This is a genomic window from Lactiplantibacillus argentoratensis, assembly GCF_037290055.1.
Taxonomy (GTDB): Bacteria; Bacillota; Bacilli; order Lactobacillales; family Lactobacillaceae; genus Lactiplantibacillus; species Lactiplantibacillus plantarum.
On record NZ_CP147647.1, the window covers coordinates 437,316 to 457,218 of the forward strand.

Consider the following 19,903-nt stretch of genomic DNA (forward strand, 5'->3'; position numbering starts at 1 on the left):
TCTGGGGGCAGAATCAGCTAGTTGAGGCTTGCTGAAAGAAGTTCGGATTAGTGTAAACATGTATGGCTTGTGTCACCTGCCGACAACTAATTGTAAGGCGCTTCACGTCGGCGACCTTCTAGCAATTGGCAACCAGCCCCGCAATCCGGAATAGGACGAACAAGTGCTCATAAATAGAAATCGAACTAGCCGCATGCTTAACAATATCTGAGCGACTCATCTAATTTTAATTTTCAATGGAGCAACTGATAACTCAAAACTAATTTCAATAGCTGAAATTGGACACAAAACGTTGATTTGGCAACGATAAAAGAACAGCTGAATTCAAATCAAAAACTGGAAGCATTAAAATTTGTGTTGACAAGTGTGAACTTAGAACTATAATCTAATTATATTCTAATTATTCAAATGTGGTGATGGGATAAGTAAATCAATCGTGGGTTTTTAGAGAGCCGGGTCAGGTGCAAGCCGGTATTCCCACATGGTCGAAAATGGTCTCGGAGCATTCAGTGCCGAATGATTAAGCGCTGACGGTGGTCCCCGATAAACGGACAAGGGTATCTCAATTCAGTGAGATTGACGTACCTGCTGAGAACTATTTTGCGAGAAATAGTCGAATTAAAGGTGGTAACACGAGTAATCGTCCTTCTGTCATAACGACAGTGGGGCGATTTTTTATTATATTTTTTTGGGAGGCTTCGCATATGCGAAAAAAGGGAATTATTTTTGGGTTATTGAGTTTCATTGCACTGGGGACGGTGCTAGCTGGCTGCGGCAGTAGTAGCGCTAGTAGCAAGGGCACATCTAAGACTTATAAGTATGGCGAAGTGACAATACCAGCGAAGGACGGTTCTATCTGTAATGCGCCAAATTATATCGCGTATGAGAAGGGCTTCTTTAAGAAAAACGGACTCAAGGCCAAACTAGTAGCTAACCCACGGGATATCAGTGACCTCGAAGCGGGTTTTGCGAGTGGTAAATATGACGCGCAAAATGGTGACTTTCAATACTTACCTGCGATTCAAAATGGGGCGCAGATCAAAGCTGTGGGTGGCATCCACCAAGGCTGTATCAAGTTACTGGTTCCGAAAAACTCGAGCATTAAGAGTGTGAAGGACTTGAAAGGCAAGACGATTGGGATTCCGGCTCAAGGTTCAACACCCCAATACGTGACGTCCATTGCACTTCAACATGCGGGCATTGATCCAAAGACGGGGGTAACGTGGAAAGTTTATAGCACTGACCTATTAGCAAAGGCCGCTGAAAAGGGTCAGGTTGATGCGATTGGGACCGTTGATCCATATGCTTACCAAGCGCAAAAGCAATCTGGGTTTAAGACCATTATTGACAATAATAACAATAGTGGTAACGCCAAGATGGCTGCAATGGGAATGAAATCCAAGGGTGCATGCTGCTACCTGTACGTATCGAGCAAGTTAGTCAAGGAGAATCCAGCCAAGGCTAAAGCCATCGTCCGTTCATACAAGCAAGCTGCTGCTTGGATCAATAAGCATCCTGAAGAGACCGCAAAGATTGAATTGAATAAAGGGTATGTCTCCAAGACGAAGTTTATCAATGTGAAGAATGTGACTCAAATCTTGAAGGATGAACACTTTGAATTGAATCTTAAGACTGGTAAAGAAGATTTAAGTTACTATATTAAGCAACTGAAGCAGGCTGGGTATTTGAAGAAGAATACGAATAACAAGCAATTATTGAAGCAAGCTTATTGGTATCCTGATTTATCTAAGAACTAAATTCAAGGAGGCAGAACAGCATGCAAATAACAGCAGTCCAACTGAGTCGAAAAAAGGCTGCGCAGGCAGCTAAGACAACCGGCCGTTACTGGAAACCCTGGCGCCTGACCTGGAACATCGTTAGTTTAGTCGTATTAGCAATTGCATATTTTGAGAATCAATTGATCACATCGCGGGAAACCGTTAATAATCAGATGTATCACTGGTTTTTGGGCGGGTACTTTATCTATTTATTGATCGTTACGCTCGTTGGCACGGTCACAAATGGCCGGATTCGCCGATATAATGGGCATTTTGCCCAGTTGAACGTCTCGTTAGGTGGTTTGTTGATCGTGCAGGACCTACTGACTGAGAAATTTGCCGTCCTAGAACAGCCTTTTTTCGTGAGCTTTGCCCAGATTTTGGACCAGATGCGCGAAAATGCCGCCTTGCTCTGGGCCTCGACGTTGTCGTCCTTAGCACTGTGGTTGATCAGTTTTGTGATTGGGACCGTCCTCGGAATTTTACTTGGCTTGGGTATGGGGCGCTATCGTGAGTTTAACTACTGGGCCTTCCCCTACTTGAAGGTTATCGGAATTATCCCGGCGGCTGCCTGGATGCCGCTGACGATGGTCATCTTTCCAACTAGTTATATGGCCGAAGTCTTCTTGATTGCCTTCTCGGTCTGGTTTCCAGTGGCCTTCATGACGATTGGTGGTGTTCAAGGAATCAACAAGGAATACTTTGAATCAGCAAAGACCTTGGGATTTAGTGAGTGGCAGATCGTTCGCAAAATCGTTCTTCCCGGGGCGTTGCCAAGTATCTTTACTGGTGTTTATACAGCGATGGGATTGTCGTTTACAATGCTGGTAATTTCCGAGATGATTGGTGCTAAGGTCGGACTGGGCTGGTTTATCAACTGGGCGAAGGGTACCGGGAATTATACGCAAGTCTATGCGGCAATCGTGATTATGGCGATTCTATTTTCAGTGTTATTTGCGGTGTTTACCAAAATTCAAGATTACTGCCTACGCTGGCGTGATAGCGCCCACTAGAAAGGAGCTTATAAGATGGGATTACTTGCAGTTCAACATGTTAATCAGCGGCTTCAAGACAATCATGGTCACCAGATCGACGTGCTAGATGATATTGATTTCACCGTCAATCCAGGTGAGTTCGTAGCAATCATTGGACCGTCTGGTTGTGGTAAGACCACGTTACTACGCCTGATTTCTGGGTTAGACCATCCCGCTAGCGGTCAGTTAACGATCGATGATCAGCAGATTAAACAACCAGATAATTCTCGCGGTTATGTCTTTCAACATGGCAGTCTTTTCCCGTGGGCAACAATCAAGGAGAATATTAGTGTCGGCCTGAAAGTGACGCGTGGGCGGCATTATGACCACGAATTGGTCGACCACTATATTGAATTGATGGGGCTAAAAGGCTTTGAAAATGCTTATCCGCATCAGGTTTCTGGTGGGATGGCCCAACGAGCGGCCCTCGCGCGGTCAATTATCATGAACCCGCAGCTCCTGCTTTTGGATGAGCCGATGGGGGCCCTTGATGCGTTTACACGTGCGGATATTCAAAATGTCATCGAGCGGGTTTGGCAACAGACTCGGACGACGATGATTCTAGTTACTCATGACATCGATGAGGCGGTTTATTTGAGTGACCGAATTATTGTGATGACGCCTCGGCCGGGAAGAATCAAAGAAATTGTGACGAATCCATTACCACATCCACGGTCACGGGTGAGCGCCGATTTTGCCGATTTTCGGCATCAGATTCAGGATAAATTAAACTTTGGCGCTCGTGACGAACAGGCTGCCAGGTAACGACTAAAAAATGCTTATTAAGACGAGTGGCGAGATGCCAGTCTTGATAAGCATTTTTTGCTGTGAACACATAGGACCGCATGGTGTGAGCTGGATACGGCTGTCTAGGTAATCTTGTCAGTTGGACTAATTGCGAGATGGTAAGCTTATTCGGTTACCATCGTTGTCGCGTTGGCCAACAGGGTCTTGAGCGTGTCAATCGCCGTAATTAGTGGTTGCCCATGGTTCAATGCAGCAATTGCCACGGGATTATCCGGTTGGTCGTTAAGTGTGAAACCCACTGCTTTAGTCGTGGCGGGCCAATCAGCCGTGTTAGTCATCGTGGTGACAGTGAGGTGATTAGCCGCGAACAGTTCCTGAGCCGCGGGTTGCGCCAAAGTTGCCGCGTCGGTGATGAGACCATCCGTGGTTTGCCAAGTCTCTAAGTGGTAACTATCAGCCATGGCGGCACGCCAAGCGGTCGTAAACGTCGGGCCGATACCGAGCGTCTCACCAGTTGATTTCATCTCAGGACTTAAAACGACTGGTGATTGTGGCAATTTATTGAAGGAGAAGACTGGGGCTTTAATGGCAACTTGCTGTGGTGTGGGGGTCAAGAGCCCGGGCACTAGGCCAAGGCTTGCGATACTTTGACCGAGAATTAGTTGAGTTGCCAGTTGTGCCAGTGGCAAGTGAGTAACCTTGCTCATGTAAGGAACTGTTCGACTTGCCCGCGGATTAACGTCGATTACGTAGACATCATCGGTGACGACGAACTGAATGTTCATCATACCGACACAGTGGAGGTGTTGTGCTAATTTGGTGGCAATGGTGACGATCTTATCTTGAACAGCAGGGCTGAGGTGTTGTGGCGGATAGATTGTAATGGAATCGCCCGAATGAACGCCCGCACCTTCAATATGTTCCATGATTCCTGGAATGAAGCACGACGTTCCGTCGGAGAGAACGTCAACTTCACACTCGGTTCCCGCCAAGTATTGATCCATCAAGATAGGCACACCATGGCCAGCTGCCACCGCTGATTTAATAACTGGCGTGAGCTCATGATCGTTATGAACGATTGCCATGGCCCGGCCGCCGAGTACAAAGCTTGGCCGTACGAGTAAGGGGTAACCGATTGCGTGGGCTGCTTGACGGGCACCGGATAATTCAGTCACAGTTGTCCCGGCGGCTTGGGCAATCTTTAGCTGATGCAAACAGTCCGCAAAAGATTGCCGGTCTTCGGTCAAATCGGTGGCAGATACACTAGTTCCTAAGACGGTGACCCCTAATTCAGTAAGTTGATGGGCGAGATTAATCGCAGTTTGGCCCCCAAATTGGACGATGACGCCCACTGGTTGCTCCAGCGCAATAATTGGCATTAAGCGTTCGATGGTCAGTGGCTCGAAATAGAGCTTATCCGAGGTCGAAAAGTCGGTGGAGACCGTTTCGGGATTGTTATTGACGACGATCGCATGGTAGCCAGCTTGTTGGATGGCTTTGACACAGTGAACGGTAGTGTAGTCGAATTCGATACCCTGTCCAATTCGAATGGGGCCAGAGCCAAGCACTAAAATACTGTGTCCTAGTGGGTGGCTCTCGTTAGTTTGCCCAAAAGCAGTGCTATAAAAATATGGTGTGACACTGGTGAATTCACCTGCACACGTATCGACCATTTTGTAAACGAACGGTAAATCAGCGGTCATAGTCGCAATGGTCGTTACCGAAGATTGTGCATAGTGCGCCATGGTCGCCAGACTCACGCCGTACTTTTTCGCCGTTAAGAGGTGTTGGGGCGTCGGTATTTGCTTGATATCTTGGATGAGTTGGGCGATGTGCTGTAACTTACTCAAGAAAAATGGCGTGATTTGCGTTAGCGTCGCTAATTTTGCTAACGGCCAACCCGCTTGCAGCGCCGCCAATAGATAGAAGAGCCGCTGATCTGTCGGGTGGGTCAATTGGTCGATATATTCAGTCGTGGTGACGTGGTGGTCAGGGGTCAAGGACGCTTGGGTCTTGGGATCGATTTCAAGCGAAGCAATCGCCTTGAGCGTGGCTTCCTCCAAGGTTGACCCAATCGCCATGACTTCCCCCGTGGCTTTCATCTGTGTTCCCAAGTGAGCGTCGGCCGTTGGAAACTTGTCAAACGCAAACCGGGGGATTTTGGCAACCACATAGTCTAAAGCTGGTTCAAAGGCCGCATAGGTTGTCTGCGTGACTGGATTCTTGATCTCAGATAAATTTAGACCAATTGCAATATCGGCTGCAATTTTGGCAATTGGATATCCCGTCGCTTTAGAAGCTAGCGCCGATGAACGACTGACCCGCGGGTTCACTTCGATGACGTAGTACTGACGACTATTCGGGTCTTGAGCGAGTTGAACGTTGCACCCACCTCTAATGTCGAGGGCTTCCACAATCGTCAAAGCCGCCGTTCGTAGCTGCTGATATTCAGTGTCAGTCAAAGTCTGAACGGGGGCATACACGATAGAATCGCCAGTGTGAATACCGACCGGATCGAAGTTTTCCATGGAACAGACGATGATCTTGGTACCCTGATTATCACGCATGACTTCGAATTCAATTTCTTTGAAGCCGGCGATACTTTGTTCAATCAAGCACTCGGTGACGGGGGACATGGTCAACCCCCGCTGTAACGTTTGGGTCAATTCGGCGGCATTATTGGCAATGCCGCCACCTGAACCCCCGAGTGTAAAGGCTGGACGAACAATGACCGGATAACCGATTTTTTCAGCAAACGACAATGCACTGGTCACGTGGTGAACAGTGGTACTTGCTGGAATCGGTTGATGGAGCCGCTTCATAAGTGTTTTAAATGCTGCCCGGTCTTCAGCTTGATTGATGGTGGCTAGGGAAGTTCCTAGCAGTTGGATCTTCAACTCATTAAGAACGCCAGCCTGATCTAACGCCATCGCTAGGTTCAATCCGGTTTGTCCACCAAGTGTCGGGAGCAAAGCATCAGGGTGGGCGGCCCGCAGAATTTTAGTGACACTGGTCAAAGTCAGAGGTTCTAAGTAGACTTCGTCGGCGGTGGCCGTGTCAGTCATGATGGTTGCTGGGTTTGAATTGATCAAAATGACATGATAGCCGGCCGCTTTAAGGCTTAGACAAGCCTGAGTACCGGCATAGTCGAACTCAGCGGCTTGACCGATTTTGATTGGACCAGAACCGATGACAGCAATCGAATGAATGGCATTGTTTTTAGGCATTAACAACCGCCTCCTTTTGAATTGTTAGTAAGAAATCATCGAAAAATTGCCCAGCTTCCTGGGGCCCCGGGTGTGCTTCGGGATGGAATTGCACCGACATTACGGCCTGGTGCGGTAGGCGCAAGCCTTCAATGCTGCCGTCATTTAATTCAGTGTGCGTGACGATCAGCGGGGTGCCCTTGATCGATGCCGGATCGACGGCGTAATCATGATTTTGCGAAGTCATGATAATACGACCGTCAGCGCAGGCTTGTACCGGATGGTTTAGCCCGTGGTGACCAAAGGAAAGCTGGTAAGTCTGAGCACCATAGGCGAGCGCAATCAACTGATGACCAAGGCAAATGCCAGCCAGCGGATAACGTTGTGCGAGTTGGCGAATGGTCGCTAAGTAAGTGTGATAGTCAGTCGGATCACCGGGACCGTTGGATAACAAAATTCCGTCAGGGTGATACGCGGCCACGGCCTTGAGACTAGCTGTAGGTGGAAGGACAACAACGTCCGCGCCCCGGGCTTGCAATTCGGCAGTGATGGCTGCTTTTTCACCAAAGTTGAGAATTGCGATGCGCGGCCGGGTAGTGGTCGTCGCTACTGGGAGTGGCGCGGCCGTAAGTGCTTGGGGCACAAACGTGGCGAGCTTTGCTTCAAAATCAGTGATGGGATGATTACTTAAGATTGCCATCTGGGCTCCCGTTTGGCGAATGTGAATCGTTAGGTCACGAGTATCGACGCCTTCAATGCCAGCCACATGGTGGGTTGTCAGAAAATTCGCCAGTGATTGGCGACTAGTATAGTGATCATTAAAAGTGGCCAGTTCGTGAACGATGATGGCTTGCGCGCCAATCGCGGGTGCCTGGGCCACGGTCGGATCGATACCATAATTACCAATTAATGGGTAGGTGAAGGCAATCATTTGATTTAAGTAGGATGGATCAGTCAACGTTTCCTGATAACCCGTCATTCCCGTATTGAAGACGATGCGCCCCGCGGCCTCTAGCTGGCAATCCCCAATCGCCGTTCCAATCCACTGTGTGCCGTCTGCTAAAGTTAAGTATTTGTTCATCCCAATCGCACCCTTTCTGATGATTTGATTAAAATTTCATTTTGACTAATGGGATAAGTAAACAGCAATTTTTGGTGAATGTCAATTAAAAATACATATTTTATGTATAAAATGCTGAATAAAGCTAATTTTATGCAGAATAACAAATTAAAATGAATATTTTTTCAATGAAGCTTGCATTTTAAAGATAATGAGAATATAGTGTGAAGCATACTTACTGCATGAATATGCGGCTAATATACTATTTTTGAATATTTGAGGTGATTATATGCAAGTCGCGCTAGTTGGCGTTACGGGTTACAGTGGCATGGTGCTGTACCGGCTCTTGAAGCAACATCCCGAGGTCGATCACATCCAATTATACGGGCACGTGGGAGCAACTACGGTGGCATTAAAGACGGTGGCAGCCATGTACCAGAAAGAAACGGCGGTTATTCGACCATTCGATGCGACGGCAATCATGCGCGATAATGCAGCTGTGTTTTTTGCAACATCAGCGGGCATCACGCGAGAATTGGCATTGCCCTTCGTCGCCGCTCATTTTCCAGTCATCGATTTATCTGGTGACTTCCGCTTGCATGATCCAGAGCAATATCAGCGGTGGTACCAACGTGATCCAGCACCGGCGACCGCTTTGGCACAGGCGAGCTACGGCTTAGCTGATATGCCGGCGCCGTTGTCCACCTACATTGCGAATCCCGGCTGTTATGCGACCGCCACGTTACTAGGGCTAGCGCCACTTGTTCAGCAACAGTTGATCGAACCGACTTCGATTGTCGTGGATGCGAAGTCTGGTTTATCCGGTGCTGGCAAACGAGCGACGGATGCGAGTCATTACGTCGCCGTGAATGATAATTTGAGTTTATATAAGTTGAATCAGCATCAACATATCCCTGAAATGATGCAACAGTTACAGCAGTGGTGGTCCGCGATTCCTGCGATTGAATTTACCACTACCTTGATTCCAGTAACGCGTGGAATTATGGCAACGATTTATGCCAAAGCAAGGTCCGCGCTGACCACGACGCAGGTTCGCGCAGCCTTCACGGCAACCTATCACGAGCAGCCGTTCGTGCAAGTACTACCAACGGGAATGCCGACAATTAAGGATGTGGTTGGTTCCAACAACTGTGTGTTAGGTGTTGATTATAATCCGGTCACGAATACCATCGTGGTTGTGAGTGTCATTGATAATCTGATGAAAGGCGCCGCGGGGCAAGCCGTTCAGAATTTCAATCGCTATTTTGATTTCGCGGTTACGGCCGGATTACCGACGTTACCGGTATTTCCCTGATAAGGTGCAATAAGAGAGGAAGTTATGCAGATGCAAGTTTTAACGAATACGAAGTTTGAAACGGTTGCCTTTCAGTGGCCGGCAGGTTTTTACAGTGATGGCATTCATATTGGTCTTCGTCGTCATAAAAAAGATTTTGGTTGGCTATTTTCAAAAGTGCCTGCCAGTGCGGCTGGAACTTATACGACGAATCAGTTTCAGGCAGCACCAACTAAGTTAACTAAACAGATGATCGACCAGGGCCACCAATTACAGGGATTGCTGCTGAATAGTGCAATCGCCAATTCTTGTACTGGCGAGCAGGGGTGGCAGAATGCGCTGCAAGAACAAGCCTGGTTAGCGAATAAACTAAACGTGGCGCCGAACTTGATTGGCGTTGCTTCAACTGGGCTGATTGGTGCTCAGTTACCCATGGATAAAATCAAAAACGGCTTGCCGCAATTGACACCAACGAAGAGTGACGCGGTGACCTACGCCGTGTTAACGACAGACCAGCATCCAAAAACCGTCTGTGTGCAGTGTGAACTCAGCGGCCAGTTAGTTACCTTGACCGGTTTTGCCAAAGGTTCTGGAATGATTCATCCCAAGATGGCAACCATGCTTGGTTTTGTCACCACCGATGCCCAAATAGACGGGCCAGTTTTACAGGACATGCTAAGTACTAACGTTGATCAGACATTCAATCAAATTACTGTTGACGGTGACACGTCTACTAATGACATGGTGGTCACGTTGGCGAATGGTCTGGCAGATAATCCGAGTTTACAAGTGGGTACCACCGACTATGATATTTTTAATCAGGCGTTGCACTATGTCTTAGGCCAACTTGCCAAGCAAATTGCCGCTGACGGTGAGGGTGCGACCAAGTTAGTCGAATGTAATGTGGTCCACGCCGCTACAACGTTTGACGGTCAGCAAATCGCCAAAGCAATTGTTGGCTCTAACCTCGTTAAGGCGGCCATTTTCGGTGAAGACCCGAATTGGGGGCGAATCATTAGCACGATTGGCGCCACTGATGCAGACATCGATGTGGCGACGGTCGATATTGAAATGAACGGCGTTTTACTTGTTCAACAAAGTCTGGCCGTTGACTTTGATATGGCAGCAGTGCAGGCGACCTTACGTGATAACCAGATTATGATCGATGTTGATTTACATCACGGTACAGCAAGTGGTCAGGCTTGGGGTTGTGACTTGACTTACAACTACGTCAAAATTAACGCGAGCTATCATACTTAAACGGAGGTGGTGAAAATGACAAAATTAATTGTAATTAAGATTGGGGGCCAGGCGATTAGCCAATTGAGTAACACTTTCTTTGACCAAATCGCACAGTGGTACCAACAGCATTATCAGATTCTGATCGTACACGGTGGGGGACCGATGATCAATCGACTGACGACTCAGCTTGCTTTGCCCGTGCATAAGATGAACGGGTTGCGGGTGACGGATGCGGCGACCTTAGTGCTGACCAAGTTGGCCCTGCTAGGAGATGCGCAACCAGCCTTACTTGCAAAATTAACGCAACATCACCTACCTGTGTTGGGGCTCAATGCGGCGGATAATCAGTTACTAACTGGTGAATTGATTGATTATCAACAGCTAAGGTATGTCGGCCGGCTCACCGCTGTCAATCAAGTGCAATTAATGCAATTGTTGGCTCATCATATCGGTGTTTTGGCCCCTTTAGCCTTAACCGAGACGGGACAATGGCTCAATGTCAATGCGGATATGGCAGCGACCGTGCTAGCCCAACAACTACATGCTGAAAAATTGGTTTTGCTAACCGATGTCCCGGGAATTATACATCACGGTAATGTGATGACGTCACTATCGGCACAACAAGCTCAGCAATTGATTCGAACAGCTGTGATCACCGCGGGAATGCAACCCAAAGTTCAAGCTGCAATTGCCGCGATTCAGACGGGAGTCAAGCAGGCTATTATTACAAATGCAATCGATCAACCAGGAACCGCAATTGTTCAGGAGGTGGCCGTATGACCATGCAACACGTGTTTCCAACCTATCAACGTTTTCCATTTGCCATTACAGATGGTCAGGGCGTTCATCTGACTGATAATCATGGCAAGACGTATTTAGATTTTACAGCGGGAATCGGGGTTTGCAACTTTGGGTATCACCAACCACAAATTCAGGCAGCCGTCACCCAGCAGTTGACGCATATCTGGCATACGTCGAATTTATACGAAAATGAATTACAAGATGCCGTTGCTGGCCTGTTAGCGAATGGTGAAGAGCGACTCGTATACTTTGCAAATTCCGGAACCGAAGCCAATGAAGCTGCATTAAAACTCGCACGGAAGTACACGGGTAAAACCGGCATCTTAGCTTTTCAGCATTCATTTCACGGTCGAACCTATGGCGCTATGTCGATGACGGGCAATCCTCATATTCAGGTTGGCTATGCGCCATTAGTACCTGGCATCACGTTTGCAACCTATAATGACGACGCGGCTTTGGACAAAATCACACCAGAGTTGGCGGCCGTTATTTTAGAAGTCGTTCAAGGTGAAGGCGGCGTCTTTGCGGGACAAACAGCTTGGTTACAAGCGGTTAATGCGAAATGCCAAGCAACGGGTGCTTTGTTGATTATTGATGAGGTGCAGACGGGAATCGGTCGGACTGGTTACCGGATGGCCTATGAAGGTTACGGCCTGGATCCTGATATCTACACGGTTGCCAAGGGCTTAGCGAATGGCTTGCCAGTGGGGGCAATGGTTGGTCAGCGGCAATTAGCCACTGCCTTTGGTCCGGGCAGCCATGGCTCGACGTTCGCCGGTAATGCTGTTGCTATGGCGGCGGCAAAACGTGTCTTGACCCAATTAACACCGGCGCTGTTAACGACGGTTCGGGCCCATGCCGAACTTGTCTGGCAAGCCCTAGCGACTCAAGTCGAACCGATACCGGTAGTGAAACAAATCACGGGGAAGGGCCTAATGATTGGAATCCATTTAAATGAACAAATCCCGGTTAATCAAGTCATCACCCGGCTACAAGTAGAAGGCTTATTGACGTTATCAGCTGGCGATAATACGTTACGTTTGTTACCCCCAATTGTGATGCAACCGGCCGATTTATTAGCTGGGATTGCCTTGATTGCAAAGGTACTGACAACTTTGACAACGGAGGTCACGACGAATGAATAATCAATTTGAAGGCCGGTCATTCTTGAAGGAAATCGACTATACACCAACAGAATTAGCTTACTTAATTGACTTTGCTAGTCACTTGAAGACCCTTAAAGCACACCATATCCCACACCCTTATTTACAAGGAAAAAATATTGCGTTGCTGTTTGAAAAAACGTCGACACGGACACGTACTGCGTTTACTGTGGCGGCTAATGATCTGGGCGCGAATCCAGAGTTTTTAGGTAAAGACGACATCCAATTCGGGACGAAGGAGTCAGTTGTTGATACGGCGAAAGTACTGGGGTCCATGTATGATGGCATTGAATTTCGGGGCTTTAAGCAAAGCACGGTCGAAGACTTAGCGACCTATAGCGGTGTGCCAGTCTGGAACGGGTTGACCGATGAGTGGCACCCGACGCAGATTTTAGCGGATTTTTTAACTTTAAATGAACATTTTGGTCATTTAAAAGGGTTGACGTTAGCGTACGTTGGTGATGGTCGCAATAATATGGCTAACAGTTTACTTGTGGCGGGAGCGATGCTCGGTATCAATATCGCTATCGGGGCCCCGGTAGCGTTACAGCCAGCCCCAGCCGTGGTCGCGTTGGCCCAACAGTATGCACAGGCAGCTGGGAGCACGGTCGTGATTACGGCTGATCCGCAACAAGCCGTTACTCAGGCTGATGCGCTTTATACGGATGTCTGGGTCTCAATGGGCGAGCAGGTCGACTATGGTGAGCGGATCAAGCAACTATTGCCGTTTCAAATTAATACTGCGTTGCTCGCAGCTACTGGCAAGTCATCGACGATTGTCATGCATTGCTTACCAGCACTACACGATCTAAAGACGCAGTTGGGAGCCAAATTAGGCGAACAGTACGGAATGACGGCGTTTGAAATTACGGATGATGTCTTCCAGAGTAAGCAGGCGGTCGTCTTTGAAGAGGCCGGCAACCGGATGCCAGCAATTAAGGCGGTAATGGCGGCTACATTAGGTAACTTATTTATTCCTACCAGCATTTTCAATTAACAAGCTTGCGGGAACTACTAGAGCGTGCTACGATTATATTCGCTTTGTTTCAATCAATACGTGGTTCGTAACCATCCCACGTTAAAAAAACTAGGAGGAATTAAGCGAATGACACAATCAAAAATTCGACCATGGATTATCAATGCCCTAGTCGCTGCAATGTATGTTGTATTATGCCTAGGCCCCGCAGCTTTTAGCTTGGCATCGGGCGCAATTCAATTCCGCGTTTCTGAAGGGTTGAACCACTTAGCCGTGTTCAATCGCAAGTATGTTTGGGGAATTGTTGCCGGCGTTATTTTATTTGATGCTTTTGGCCCCGGTGCGAGTCTCCTCAACGTTCTCTTTGGTGGTGGCCAATCATTACTGGCCTTGCTGGTATTGACGTGGCTGGCGCCCAAGTTGAAGACGGTTTGGCAACGGATGTTACTGAATATCGCATTATTCACCGTTTCAATGTTTATGATCGCGTTGATGATTACCATGATGAGTAGCGGCGTCGCTTTCTGGCCGACGTATCTAACAACTGCTTTATCAGAGTTGATTATCATGAGTATCACCGCGCCAATTATGTACAGCTTGGATCGGGTCTTGCACTTTAGTGACCGGATTCAGTAGAGTGTGACTTTTACAAATCAGACTAAAAACCGTTATTTCGATGAAGGATGAGTCATTGAAATAACGGTTTTTTTGTCGAGTCATTACGATGTCAGTTGAACAAAATAATCTAATCGACTCATAGTGAAGTTGGCGCTAAGAGTTCATTATGGGCAGATATAGTGCATAATGACTGGTGTTCATTTCAGAACCCAGACAATTATTTGAAGTAAGCACGCGTATAATCGTTTTCGCCAACCGCATGATAGCTGACACCATTTAAATTAGAATTTACAAGGTGACTTTCAGTCATGTTGTAAAGCGGTACGACTGCTGCTGTTTGGTTGAGACGTTTGGCGGCAGTTCTCATATTTTGCCAGTATGATTGTGTGTTAGTTGCGTTCTGGTTGTGTGCAGCGGTGATTTGTTGATTGAAAACAGTGTCATCATAGTGCCCGTAGTTTTGCGGATTGTTCTTTGTCAGAATGTCGAAAAAGGAAATCGGGTCCGCGTAGTCTGCTAGCCAGAGTGTATAAGTCAAATCGTAATTTCCGTTAGTAACTGCTTCGCCGGAGGCCTTTGAAGGTATCGCTGAAACTGACACTTTGGCATGTTTCAGGTTTTGTGCTACAGCGGCTTGAACAAACTGGTCAATATTCTTAGCGACCGTTGTGTCATCACTAACTAGCTTTAATGTTACAGAAGAACGGCCAAGTTGCTTGAGACCCTTATTCCATAATACTTGTGCTTTAGCAACATTGTGTCGGTAGGTGCTTTGAGTTTCAGTACCAAAATCCTTGCCCGTAGTGGGATCGGTGGTTAAACCTGGTGTGACATAATTGTAAGCAGGTGTTGAACCATCACTCAAAATATTTTTGGTGAGTGTTTTTTTATTAAGCACAAGATTCAAGGCTTGACGTAAATATTGATTGTTTAAAGCCCGATTTTTTTGCATGTTGAGACGTAAATAATAAGTGCCAGCTTTACTGACGTGTTTCAGATGCGAGTCATTTTGAACACCCTGCGCGGTGACGCCGGTGACAGTAGCGTCATCTAATTTATTTTGTGAGAAGAGATTATGGGCAGTTGTGGAGTCCTTGACAACTTGCATTGTTATTTTATTTAACTTGATGTCACTTTTATCGTAATAGTATGTATTTTTTAACAAATTCCAAGAATCATTAGTCCCGTTCCAACCTTTAACGGCGAACGGGCCATTGTAGGCCATTTTTGTACTAGTAGTTCCGTAATCTTTCCCGTATTTGGACACCACTTGATGATCCTGGGGAAAGAAAGCTGGCATGGTGAGCATCTTACTCAAGTATGGCATGGCGTGGCTGAGCGTAACTTTTAAAGTGTGCTTATTCACTGCAGTAACGCCCAATGATTTAACAGATTTATGTCCGGCTGAAATTTGAGCAGCGTTTTTGATACCTTCGTATATGTAACTATAACCAGAGGTAGAAGTGGCACTGACAGAGCGTTGCCAAGCGGTTACGAAATCTTTGGCAGTGACGGTGTGACCATTACTCCACTTTGCATTTCGTCGTAAGTGAAAGGTGTAGGTTTTGCCATGATTTGTTGGTTTAACGACTTTAGTGGCCATTGCACCGACCACTTTATTCTGAGCGTTCATGCGATAGAGACCTTCCATGGACTGCTGTAAGACGTTCCATTGTGTAAGTGTGGCTGTATTTGAGGTATCCAATGAGGTCAATTCACTATCCTGCATCAAATGCAGGGTTTTCCTGGTGGTTGTGACATTGGCATGTGCTTGCCCACAAGCGGTTAGACTACTTAGTACTAGTAAAAGGCAACTAATAGTTGTCAATTTTTTCATCAACATTAGCGTTCCTCCTCAATTAATATGCTGTAAATTGATTGGTTTCGACATCGGTGAGATAGCGTCTCAAGTTATGGAAGAAAGCGTCTGGATTATCTACACTATGACAATGTCCACCATCTGGCGTTAAAGTTAACCGTGCCTGTGGAAGAGTTTGCTGCATACGCCGAGCGACTGATAGTGGCATCGTATCGTATTCCCCAAAGGTGAGCAAAGTTGGCGTTGTGATTTTATGGAGGTTTGCACGTTGATCCCAGCCATTTAATGCCCCAACCATAACGAACTCGTTATTGCCCTGAAAATAATTATAGACAGGTGTAGCTAGTGTTGAGACTAATTGACGAGGCGCATTTTCCGGATGGCGACAAACGAAGTGCTGGTTGAGAGTCGTGACAAGACGTTGGTATTCTGGATCATCAAAGGCTTCAGCGCTTTCAATACCTCGCATATAGCTAACTTGGCTTGCTGTTAACGTTTGTTCGCGCAATTTATTGACGTGTGGTGTGTATTCGGCAATGTTATCAATCATACTCATGATAATTAAGCCTTTGAGGTGCTGACCATATTTCAAAGCATATTCTTGAGCCAATAAGCCACCCCACGAGTGCCCAAGTAAGTAGAAATCTTCGAGTCCGAGCTGCTGGCGGACTTCTTCTAGTTCAGATAAATAATAATCCAAGGACAAGAACTGTTGATTTTCGGGCCTTGAAAAGTCAGGTTGATCTGAGTAAAAGGAGCCTAATTGATCATACATGCTGACTTGAAAATTGTCTTCACCTAGCTCAGTGGCAAAGTTTTCAAATTCGGTATGATTACTACCAGGGCCACCGTGAACACATAATACTTTGACTGGTCCGTGACCAACTGTACGAGTAAATAAATGAAAACCATTTTTGAGCTGCACCAAATGAGTTCCTGTTAACATAGAAATTCCTCCTTCGATTAGACAATAAAAACGCCCTATACCAATCAAGTAGTTGATTGATATAGGGCGTTTCCGCGGTACCACCTATTATTTGCCAGTAAACTGGCCTCACTTCACGCACGGTAAATTAAGTGACGATGCGCTAGCATGATAATGGATGCTGCCATTAAGTACTCACAAATAATGATTGCACTTACCGTGATTAGGGGATTTTCACAAGATAGCAGTATGAGTTCCTTTCACCAGCCGGAACCTCTCTGAACAATTGCTTAAGTGCTACTTTCCTAATCGTCGCGTTTAATTGTTTTCTAATCTTTATTTAATGTTGACTACTTTATCATTGACTTTCATGCTTGTCAAATGATTTTAGATAAATGACATTGCTTGTTAAAATTAGCAGGTAGATTTAAATGGTTTGAAATTAGTCAGCGGTAATTTAATGCTGCATCAAGATTCCAGTGTGTGTTCTACTAAGGCCTCCGGGGCTGGGTGACAATCGCTGGAATGTCCACAAGGTCGATTTGAGCTAACGCACTAACCCTAGCGCGCAATCTCAAATATGAGTCCTATTCTAAGTCGGAGATAATTTTCTTCTGGCTTAGAATAACTTAGCATAGCAAGTACAGGCTTCAGTGGCACCGAGCACGTTTCGGTAAGCTGCTTGAATGGCAAATGAACGGCCAGCAATTGTGACGCGATTTTTCGACTCAAATCTGCGCCCACCACGTTCCAACAATTGTGAGAAATACCTGGAGGTCGGTGCTAGGACGACATACTGATGCCAACTCGAATTGCGCCCAGCGGTCTTAAGCGGGTCGCTTTTGATCTGAAAATTCATCTCATTAAAAAAAGCCCCAAGGTAACCTCGGGGCAACTGATATTATTCAGCTTGTAAATCTTCCACTTCGATGACTTTAAATTGTTTGCGATTCAAGTTGTCGATAATTCGTTTGAGCTTTTCACTGTCGACATTTTCTGGCAAGGTAAAGAGCGTCCGATAACCGAGTGTCCCGTTTTGGACGTCTAAGGTCAGGCAGCCGGCGATTGAAGTATATTTCGTGATAATCTTAGCCATGGCTGCAAGATCACCACGTTCACCAACGGAGACAACTGTTAAAACATAGCTACCAACATTAACGTTCCAAGATTGTGAGAGCATGTCGAGCAGACGCGTATGAGTGAGAATGCCATAGAAATAACCGTGTTCATCGAGCACCGCAATGTATGGCAAATCTTTGATGGAGAAGAAGATGTTGTAGAAGGCGGAGTCGACTTGAATCGTTTTCGTGGCATTTTTAAGCAGGGTCGTCACGGGAAGCGACATGTCGCCACCACGGGATTTGTGCCGGTAGATGTGCATCTTGTAGATATTACCGCGGAAGATATGACCGGTTTCATCTAAGATTGGAATACAGCGGAAGCCGGAATCTTCCAGGACTTTTAAGGCGTCCTCTAAGGTCGCGTCCGCCGTAATGGTGACGAGGCGTTCTTTGGGCTTAACGAGTGTTTTTAATAGCATAGCAGTTGGTCCCCCAGATTTATTAGTTTGTTTTAATAAATAATACCATAAAACGACCGCTTACACGTATCATTATGACATAAAACGACGGCTAAAAGGGATGAAAAAGCCGGCATGATAACATTCAGACCGGCTTGGCTAAATTAGATTTAAATTAGAAAACAATGACTGGTGTTCCGACTGGCACGGTAGCAAAAACTTTTTTCATGACAGAAGGTGGGGTGTTCACACAACCATGCGAGCCGTGCTTCTTGTACCAAGTACCACCATATTGAGTTTGCCATGAAGAATCGTGAATTCCTTCGCCAGTGTCATCGAACGGCATCCAATAAGAAACTGGTTGGGAATAACTTGAGCCATCGTCATTATCACCTTTAAGGGTCGCGTTCTTTTCCTTATTCCAGATGTACCAAACACCCGTTGTTGTAGCGTGTTTACCGGGCTTTCCAGTAACGATGTCCGTTGAAACTTTGAGCTTTCCATCAACGTAGACGTACATATGCTGATTTTCTTTATCAACTTCGACGTAGGTGTTGCCGATGTCAGTGCCCTTGTTGTTATATCCGGAACCACTGGTGATTGGTGAGCGGGTAAAGTCCTTGCCCTTCAAGATTTCAGTAGCGAGGGCTTTGGCTTCCGATTCAGTTTTGATGGTCCAGCCATAAAACCCGCCGCTGACGGATACGGTTCCACGCGCCGTACTCTTGAACTGACGCGTCGTATGATAGGTATGATACTTATCATTCAATTGCTTCACGTAAGTCAGAACAGCGTTTTGGTCTAAACTCACTTTACCTTGCTTATCGACTTTAATCCAACTGAGAATTAGGTCGTGAGGAATCGTGAATTTATGACCGTTGATATTATAGGTGGCCTTTTCGGTAGCGTATTTCGCTGATTTTGCTTTGGCCGTCTTTAAACTAGCACTCGTGCTGGTAACGGTCGGAGTGACGTAGGCGTCTTTAAGGGTGATATGACTGTCACCATTACTAATTGCTTTGGTGACGACCGTCTTAAGTTTAGCTTGATCTAATTCGGTTCCTTGAACTTCTTTCTTAATCTCAACTTGGTTATGTTGATAAACTAACTTGGCGTTTTCAGTTTTTGTTCGTTTGGTTTGATTGGCAGTCGTGGTGATTTTTTGTAGTAGGGTTTTCAAATCAGTATGATTGATGGTTAGTTGTCCAACCGCTGAGCTATCATCAGCCTGAGCCGATTGCAATAGTGCAAGGGGCCAACGCCAGTAGTTTTGTTTGGTCACTAATTTGGTTAAATCTTTTTTAGTATTGATTGTAATACCGGCTGATTTGCTGGTAAATGAGTACTTTGTTTGGCCGTTTTCAATAATTCGATAAGTGCGATGTTCTAAAGCGCGATTAACTTTCGGTGCTGCTTGAGCGGCGGTTTTACCACTGACGTCAACACCAGCGACCGACGTATTACTGAGGAACGTTTGTTGATGTTGCCAGATTAAGCTCGTGGCAACATATCCGATGACGAGGAGACCGAGGATACTGCCCCCAATCATAAGTCCACGTTTATGTTTCATAATTAAGTTGGTCCTCCATATATTCGTAATATTCTCACCTTATAACAGAAGTGAGATGAGTGCAAACTTCAAGGCCGGTAATCGTGATAAGAAAGTTTTAAAAATAGCCTTTAGTGCGTGTTGCGCTTTAATGAATCGCTAAGGTACCCTC

General features: G+C 46.3%; 16 protein-coding genes and 1 riboswitch. Of the genes, 9 read left to right on the plus strand and 7 right to left on the minus strand.

Going from position 1 to position 19,903, the window contains the following annotated elements:
* The first annotated feature begins 704 nt into the window (after positions 1–704).
* Genes V7R88_RS02030 through V7R88_RS02040 form a run of 3 tightly spaced genes read left to right on the plus strand, consistent with a single transcriptional unit; the run spans position 705 to position 3,577 of the window.
* Positions 705–1,757: an ABC transporter substrate-binding protein gene (locus tag V7R88_RS02030; protein ID WP_338816357.1), complete on the plus strand. Its 1,053-nt coding sequence runs from the start codon at positions 705–707 to the stop codon at positions 1,755–1,757.
* 20 nt (positions 1,758–1,777) lie between these two features.
* Positions 1,778–2,791 (plus strand): ABC transporter permease, encoded by a 1,014-nt coding sequence (locus V7R88_RS02035; protein WP_054397596.1) that lies wholly within the window; start codon positions 1,778–1,780, stop codon positions 2,789–2,791.
* Between the two features lie 15 nt (positions 2,792–2,806).
* The gene (locus V7R88_RS02040) at positions 2,807–3,577 is read left to right on the plus strand and encodes an ABC transporter ATP-binding protein (protein ID WP_054397598.1); all 771 of its coding nucleotides are present in this window, start codon (positions 2,807–2,809) and stop codon (positions 3,575–3,577) included.
* A gap of 146 nt (positions 3,578–3,723) precedes the next feature.
* On the opposite strand, the gene carB is transcribed toward V7R88_RS02040, so the two are convergent.
* Both carB and V7R88_RS02050 read right to left on the minus strand, forming a co-directional pair.
* On the minus strand, positions 3,724–6,786 hold the full coding sequence (gene carB / locus V7R88_RS02045; protein WP_338816358.1) for a carbamoyl-phosphate synthase large subunit: 3,063 nt from the start codon (positions 6,784–6,786) through the stop codon (positions 3,724–3,726).
* Positions 6,779–7,846, minus strand: a complete 1,068-nt coding sequence (locus V7R88_RS02050) for a carbamoyl phosphate synthase small subunit (protein WP_338816359.1) — start codon at positions 7,844–7,846, stop codon at positions 6,779–6,781. Before V7R88_RS02050 ends, carB begins: the two co-directional genes overlap by 8 nt.
* A gap of 268 nt (positions 7,847–8,114) precedes the next feature.
* Here V7R88_RS02050 and argC point away from each other — a divergent pair, with 268 nt between their 5' ends.
* The 6 genes from argC (at position 8,115) to V7R88_RS02080 (ending at position 13,937) form a co-directional block, all read left to right on the plus strand.
* Positions 8,115–9,140, plus strand: coding sequence for an N-acetyl-gamma-glutamyl-phosphate reductase (gene argC / locus V7R88_RS02055; RefSeq protein WP_338816361.1), 1,026 nt, complete (start codon positions 8,115–8,117; stop codon positions 9,138–9,140).
* 30 nt (positions 9,141–9,170) lie between these two features.
* Positions 9,171–10,379 (plus strand): bifunctional glutamate N-acetyltransferase/amino-acid acetyltransferase ArgJ, encoded by a 1,209-nt coding sequence (gene argJ / locus V7R88_RS02060; RefSeq protein WP_072535965.1) that lies wholly within the window; start codon positions 9,171–9,173, stop codon positions 10,377–10,379.
* 15 nt (positions 10,380–10,394) lie between these two features.
* Complete coding sequence (argB, locus tag V7R88_RS02065) at positions 10,395–11,141, plus strand: acetylglutamate kinase (RefSeq protein ID WP_338816363.1); 747 nt, start codon at positions 10,395–10,397, stop codon at positions 11,139–11,141.
* Positions 11,138–12,307, plus strand: a complete 1,170-nt coding sequence (locus V7R88_RS02070; RefSeq protein ID WP_338816364.1) for an acetylornithine transaminase — start codon at positions 11,138–11,140, stop codon at positions 12,305–12,307. The genes argB and V7R88_RS02070 overlap by 4 nt, the downstream gene beginning before the upstream one ends.
* Complete coding sequence (gene argF / locus V7R88_RS02075; protein ID WP_338816365.1) at positions 12,300–13,322, plus strand: ornithine carbamoyltransferase; 1,023 nt, start codon at positions 12,300–12,302, stop codon at positions 13,320–13,322. Before V7R88_RS02070 ends, argF begins: the two co-directional genes overlap by 8 nt.
* Before the next feature lie 54 nt (positions 13,323–13,376).
* A riboswitch (PreQ1 riboswitch) is annotated at positions 13,377–13,422 on the plus strand.
* Between the two features lie 8 nt (positions 13,423–13,430).
* Positions 13,431–13,937 (plus strand): QueT transporter family protein, encoded by a 507-nt coding sequence (locus tag V7R88_RS02080; protein ID WP_338816367.1) that lies wholly within the window; start codon positions 13,431–13,433, stop codon positions 13,935–13,937.
* 199 nt (positions 13,938–14,136) lie between these two features.
* Here V7R88_RS02080 and V7R88_RS02085 read toward each other — a convergent pair whose 3' ends face one another.
* The 5 genes from V7R88_RS02085 to V7R88_RS02105 form a co-directional block, all read right to left on the minus strand.
* Positions 14,137–15,762 carry a peptide ABC transporter substrate-binding protein gene (locus tag V7R88_RS02085; protein ID WP_338816368.1) on the minus strand — a complete coding sequence of 542 codons (1,626 nt, stop codon included), beginning with the start codon at positions 15,760–15,762 and terminating at the stop codon, positions 14,137–14,139.
* A gap of 16 nt (positions 15,763–15,778) precedes the next feature.
* Positions 15,779–16,684, minus strand: coding sequence for a proline iminopeptidase-family hydrolase (locus tag V7R88_RS02090; protein ID WP_063724013.1), 906 nt, complete (start codon positions 16,682–16,684; stop codon positions 15,779–15,781).
* Positions 16,685–17,282: 598 nt separating this feature from the next.
* Positions 17,283–17,522 (minus strand): hypothetical protein, encoded by a 240-nt coding sequence (locus V7R88_RS02095; RefSeq protein WP_054397617.1) that lies wholly within the window; start codon positions 17,520–17,522, stop codon positions 17,283–17,285.
* 42 nt (positions 17,523–17,564) lie between these two features.
* Positions 17,565–18,203 carry a cyclic di-AMP binding protein CbpA gene (gene cbpA, locus V7R88_RS02100; protein ID WP_003643849.1) on the minus strand — a complete coding sequence of 213 codons (639 nt, stop codon included), beginning with the start codon at positions 18,201–18,203 and terminating at the stop codon, positions 17,565–17,567.
* 154 nt (positions 18,204–18,357) lie between these two features.
* The gene (locus tag V7R88_RS02105; protein WP_338816369.1) at positions 18,358–19,752 is read right to left on the minus strand and encodes a L,D-transpeptidase family protein; all 1,395 of its coding nucleotides are present in this window, start codon (positions 19,750–19,752) and stop codon (positions 18,358–18,360) included.
* Positions 19,753–19,903: the final 151 nt, after the last annotated feature.

Coding starts and splice junctions, on each gene's coding strand:
- V7R88_RS02040 (WP_054397598.1), top strand. CDS start 2,807: ATGGGATTACTTGCAGTTCAACATGTTAATCAGCGGCTTCAAGACAAT.
- argC (WP_338816361.1), top strand. CDS start 8,115: ATGCAAGTCGCGCTAGTTGGCGTTACGGGTTACAGTGGCATGGTGCTG.
- V7R88_RS02085 (WP_338816368.1), bottom strand. CDS start 15,762: ATGTTGATGAAAAAATTGACAACTATTAGTTGCCTTTTACTAGTACTA.
- V7R88_RS02080 (WP_338816367.1), top strand. CDS start 13,431: ATGACACAATCAAAAATTCGACCATGGATTATCAATGCCCTAGTCGCT.
- argB (WP_338816363.1), top strand. CDS start 10,395: ATGACAAAATTAATTGTAATTAAGATTGGGGGCCAGGCGATTAGCCAA.
- carB (WP_338816358.1), bottom strand. CDS start 6,786: ATGCCTAAAAACAATGCCATTCATTCGATTGCTGTCATCGGTTCTGGT.
- V7R88_RS02030 (WP_338816357.1), top strand. CDS start 705: ATGCGAAAAAAGGGAATTATTTTTGGGTTATTGAGTTTCATTGCACTG.
- argJ (WP_072535965.1), top strand. CDS start 9,171: ATGCAAGTTTTAACGAATACGAAGTTTGAAACGGTTGCCTTTCAGTGG.
- V7R88_RS02105 (WP_338816369.1), bottom strand. CDS start 19,752: ATGAAACATAAACGTGGACTTATGATTGGGGGCAGTATCCTCGGTCTC.
- V7R88_RS02090 (WP_063724013.1), bottom strand. CDS start 16,684: ATGTTAACAGGAACTCATTTGGTGCAGCTCAAAAATGGTTTTCATTTA.
- V7R88_RS02035 (WP_054397596.1), top strand. CDS start 1,778: ATGCAAATAACAGCAGTCCAACTGAGTCGAAAAAAGGCTGCGCAGGCA.
- V7R88_RS02070 (WP_338816364.1), top strand. CDS start 11,138: ATGACCATGCAACACGTGTTTCCAACCTATCAACGTTTTCCATTTGCC.
- V7R88_RS02050 (WP_338816359.1), bottom strand. CDS start 7,846: ATGAACAAATACTTAACTTTAGCAGACGGCACACAGTGGATTGGAACG.
- argF (WP_338816365.1), top strand. CDS start 12,300: ATGAATAATCAATTTGAAGGCCGGTCATTCTTGAAGGAAATCGACTAT.
- V7R88_RS02095 (WP_054397617.1), bottom strand. CDS start 17,522: ATGAATTTTCAGATCAAAAGCGACCCGCTTAAGACCGCTGGGCGCAAT.
- cbpA (WP_003643849.1), bottom strand. CDS start 18,203: ATGCTATTAAAAACACTCGTTAAGCCCAAAGAACGCCTCGTCACCATT.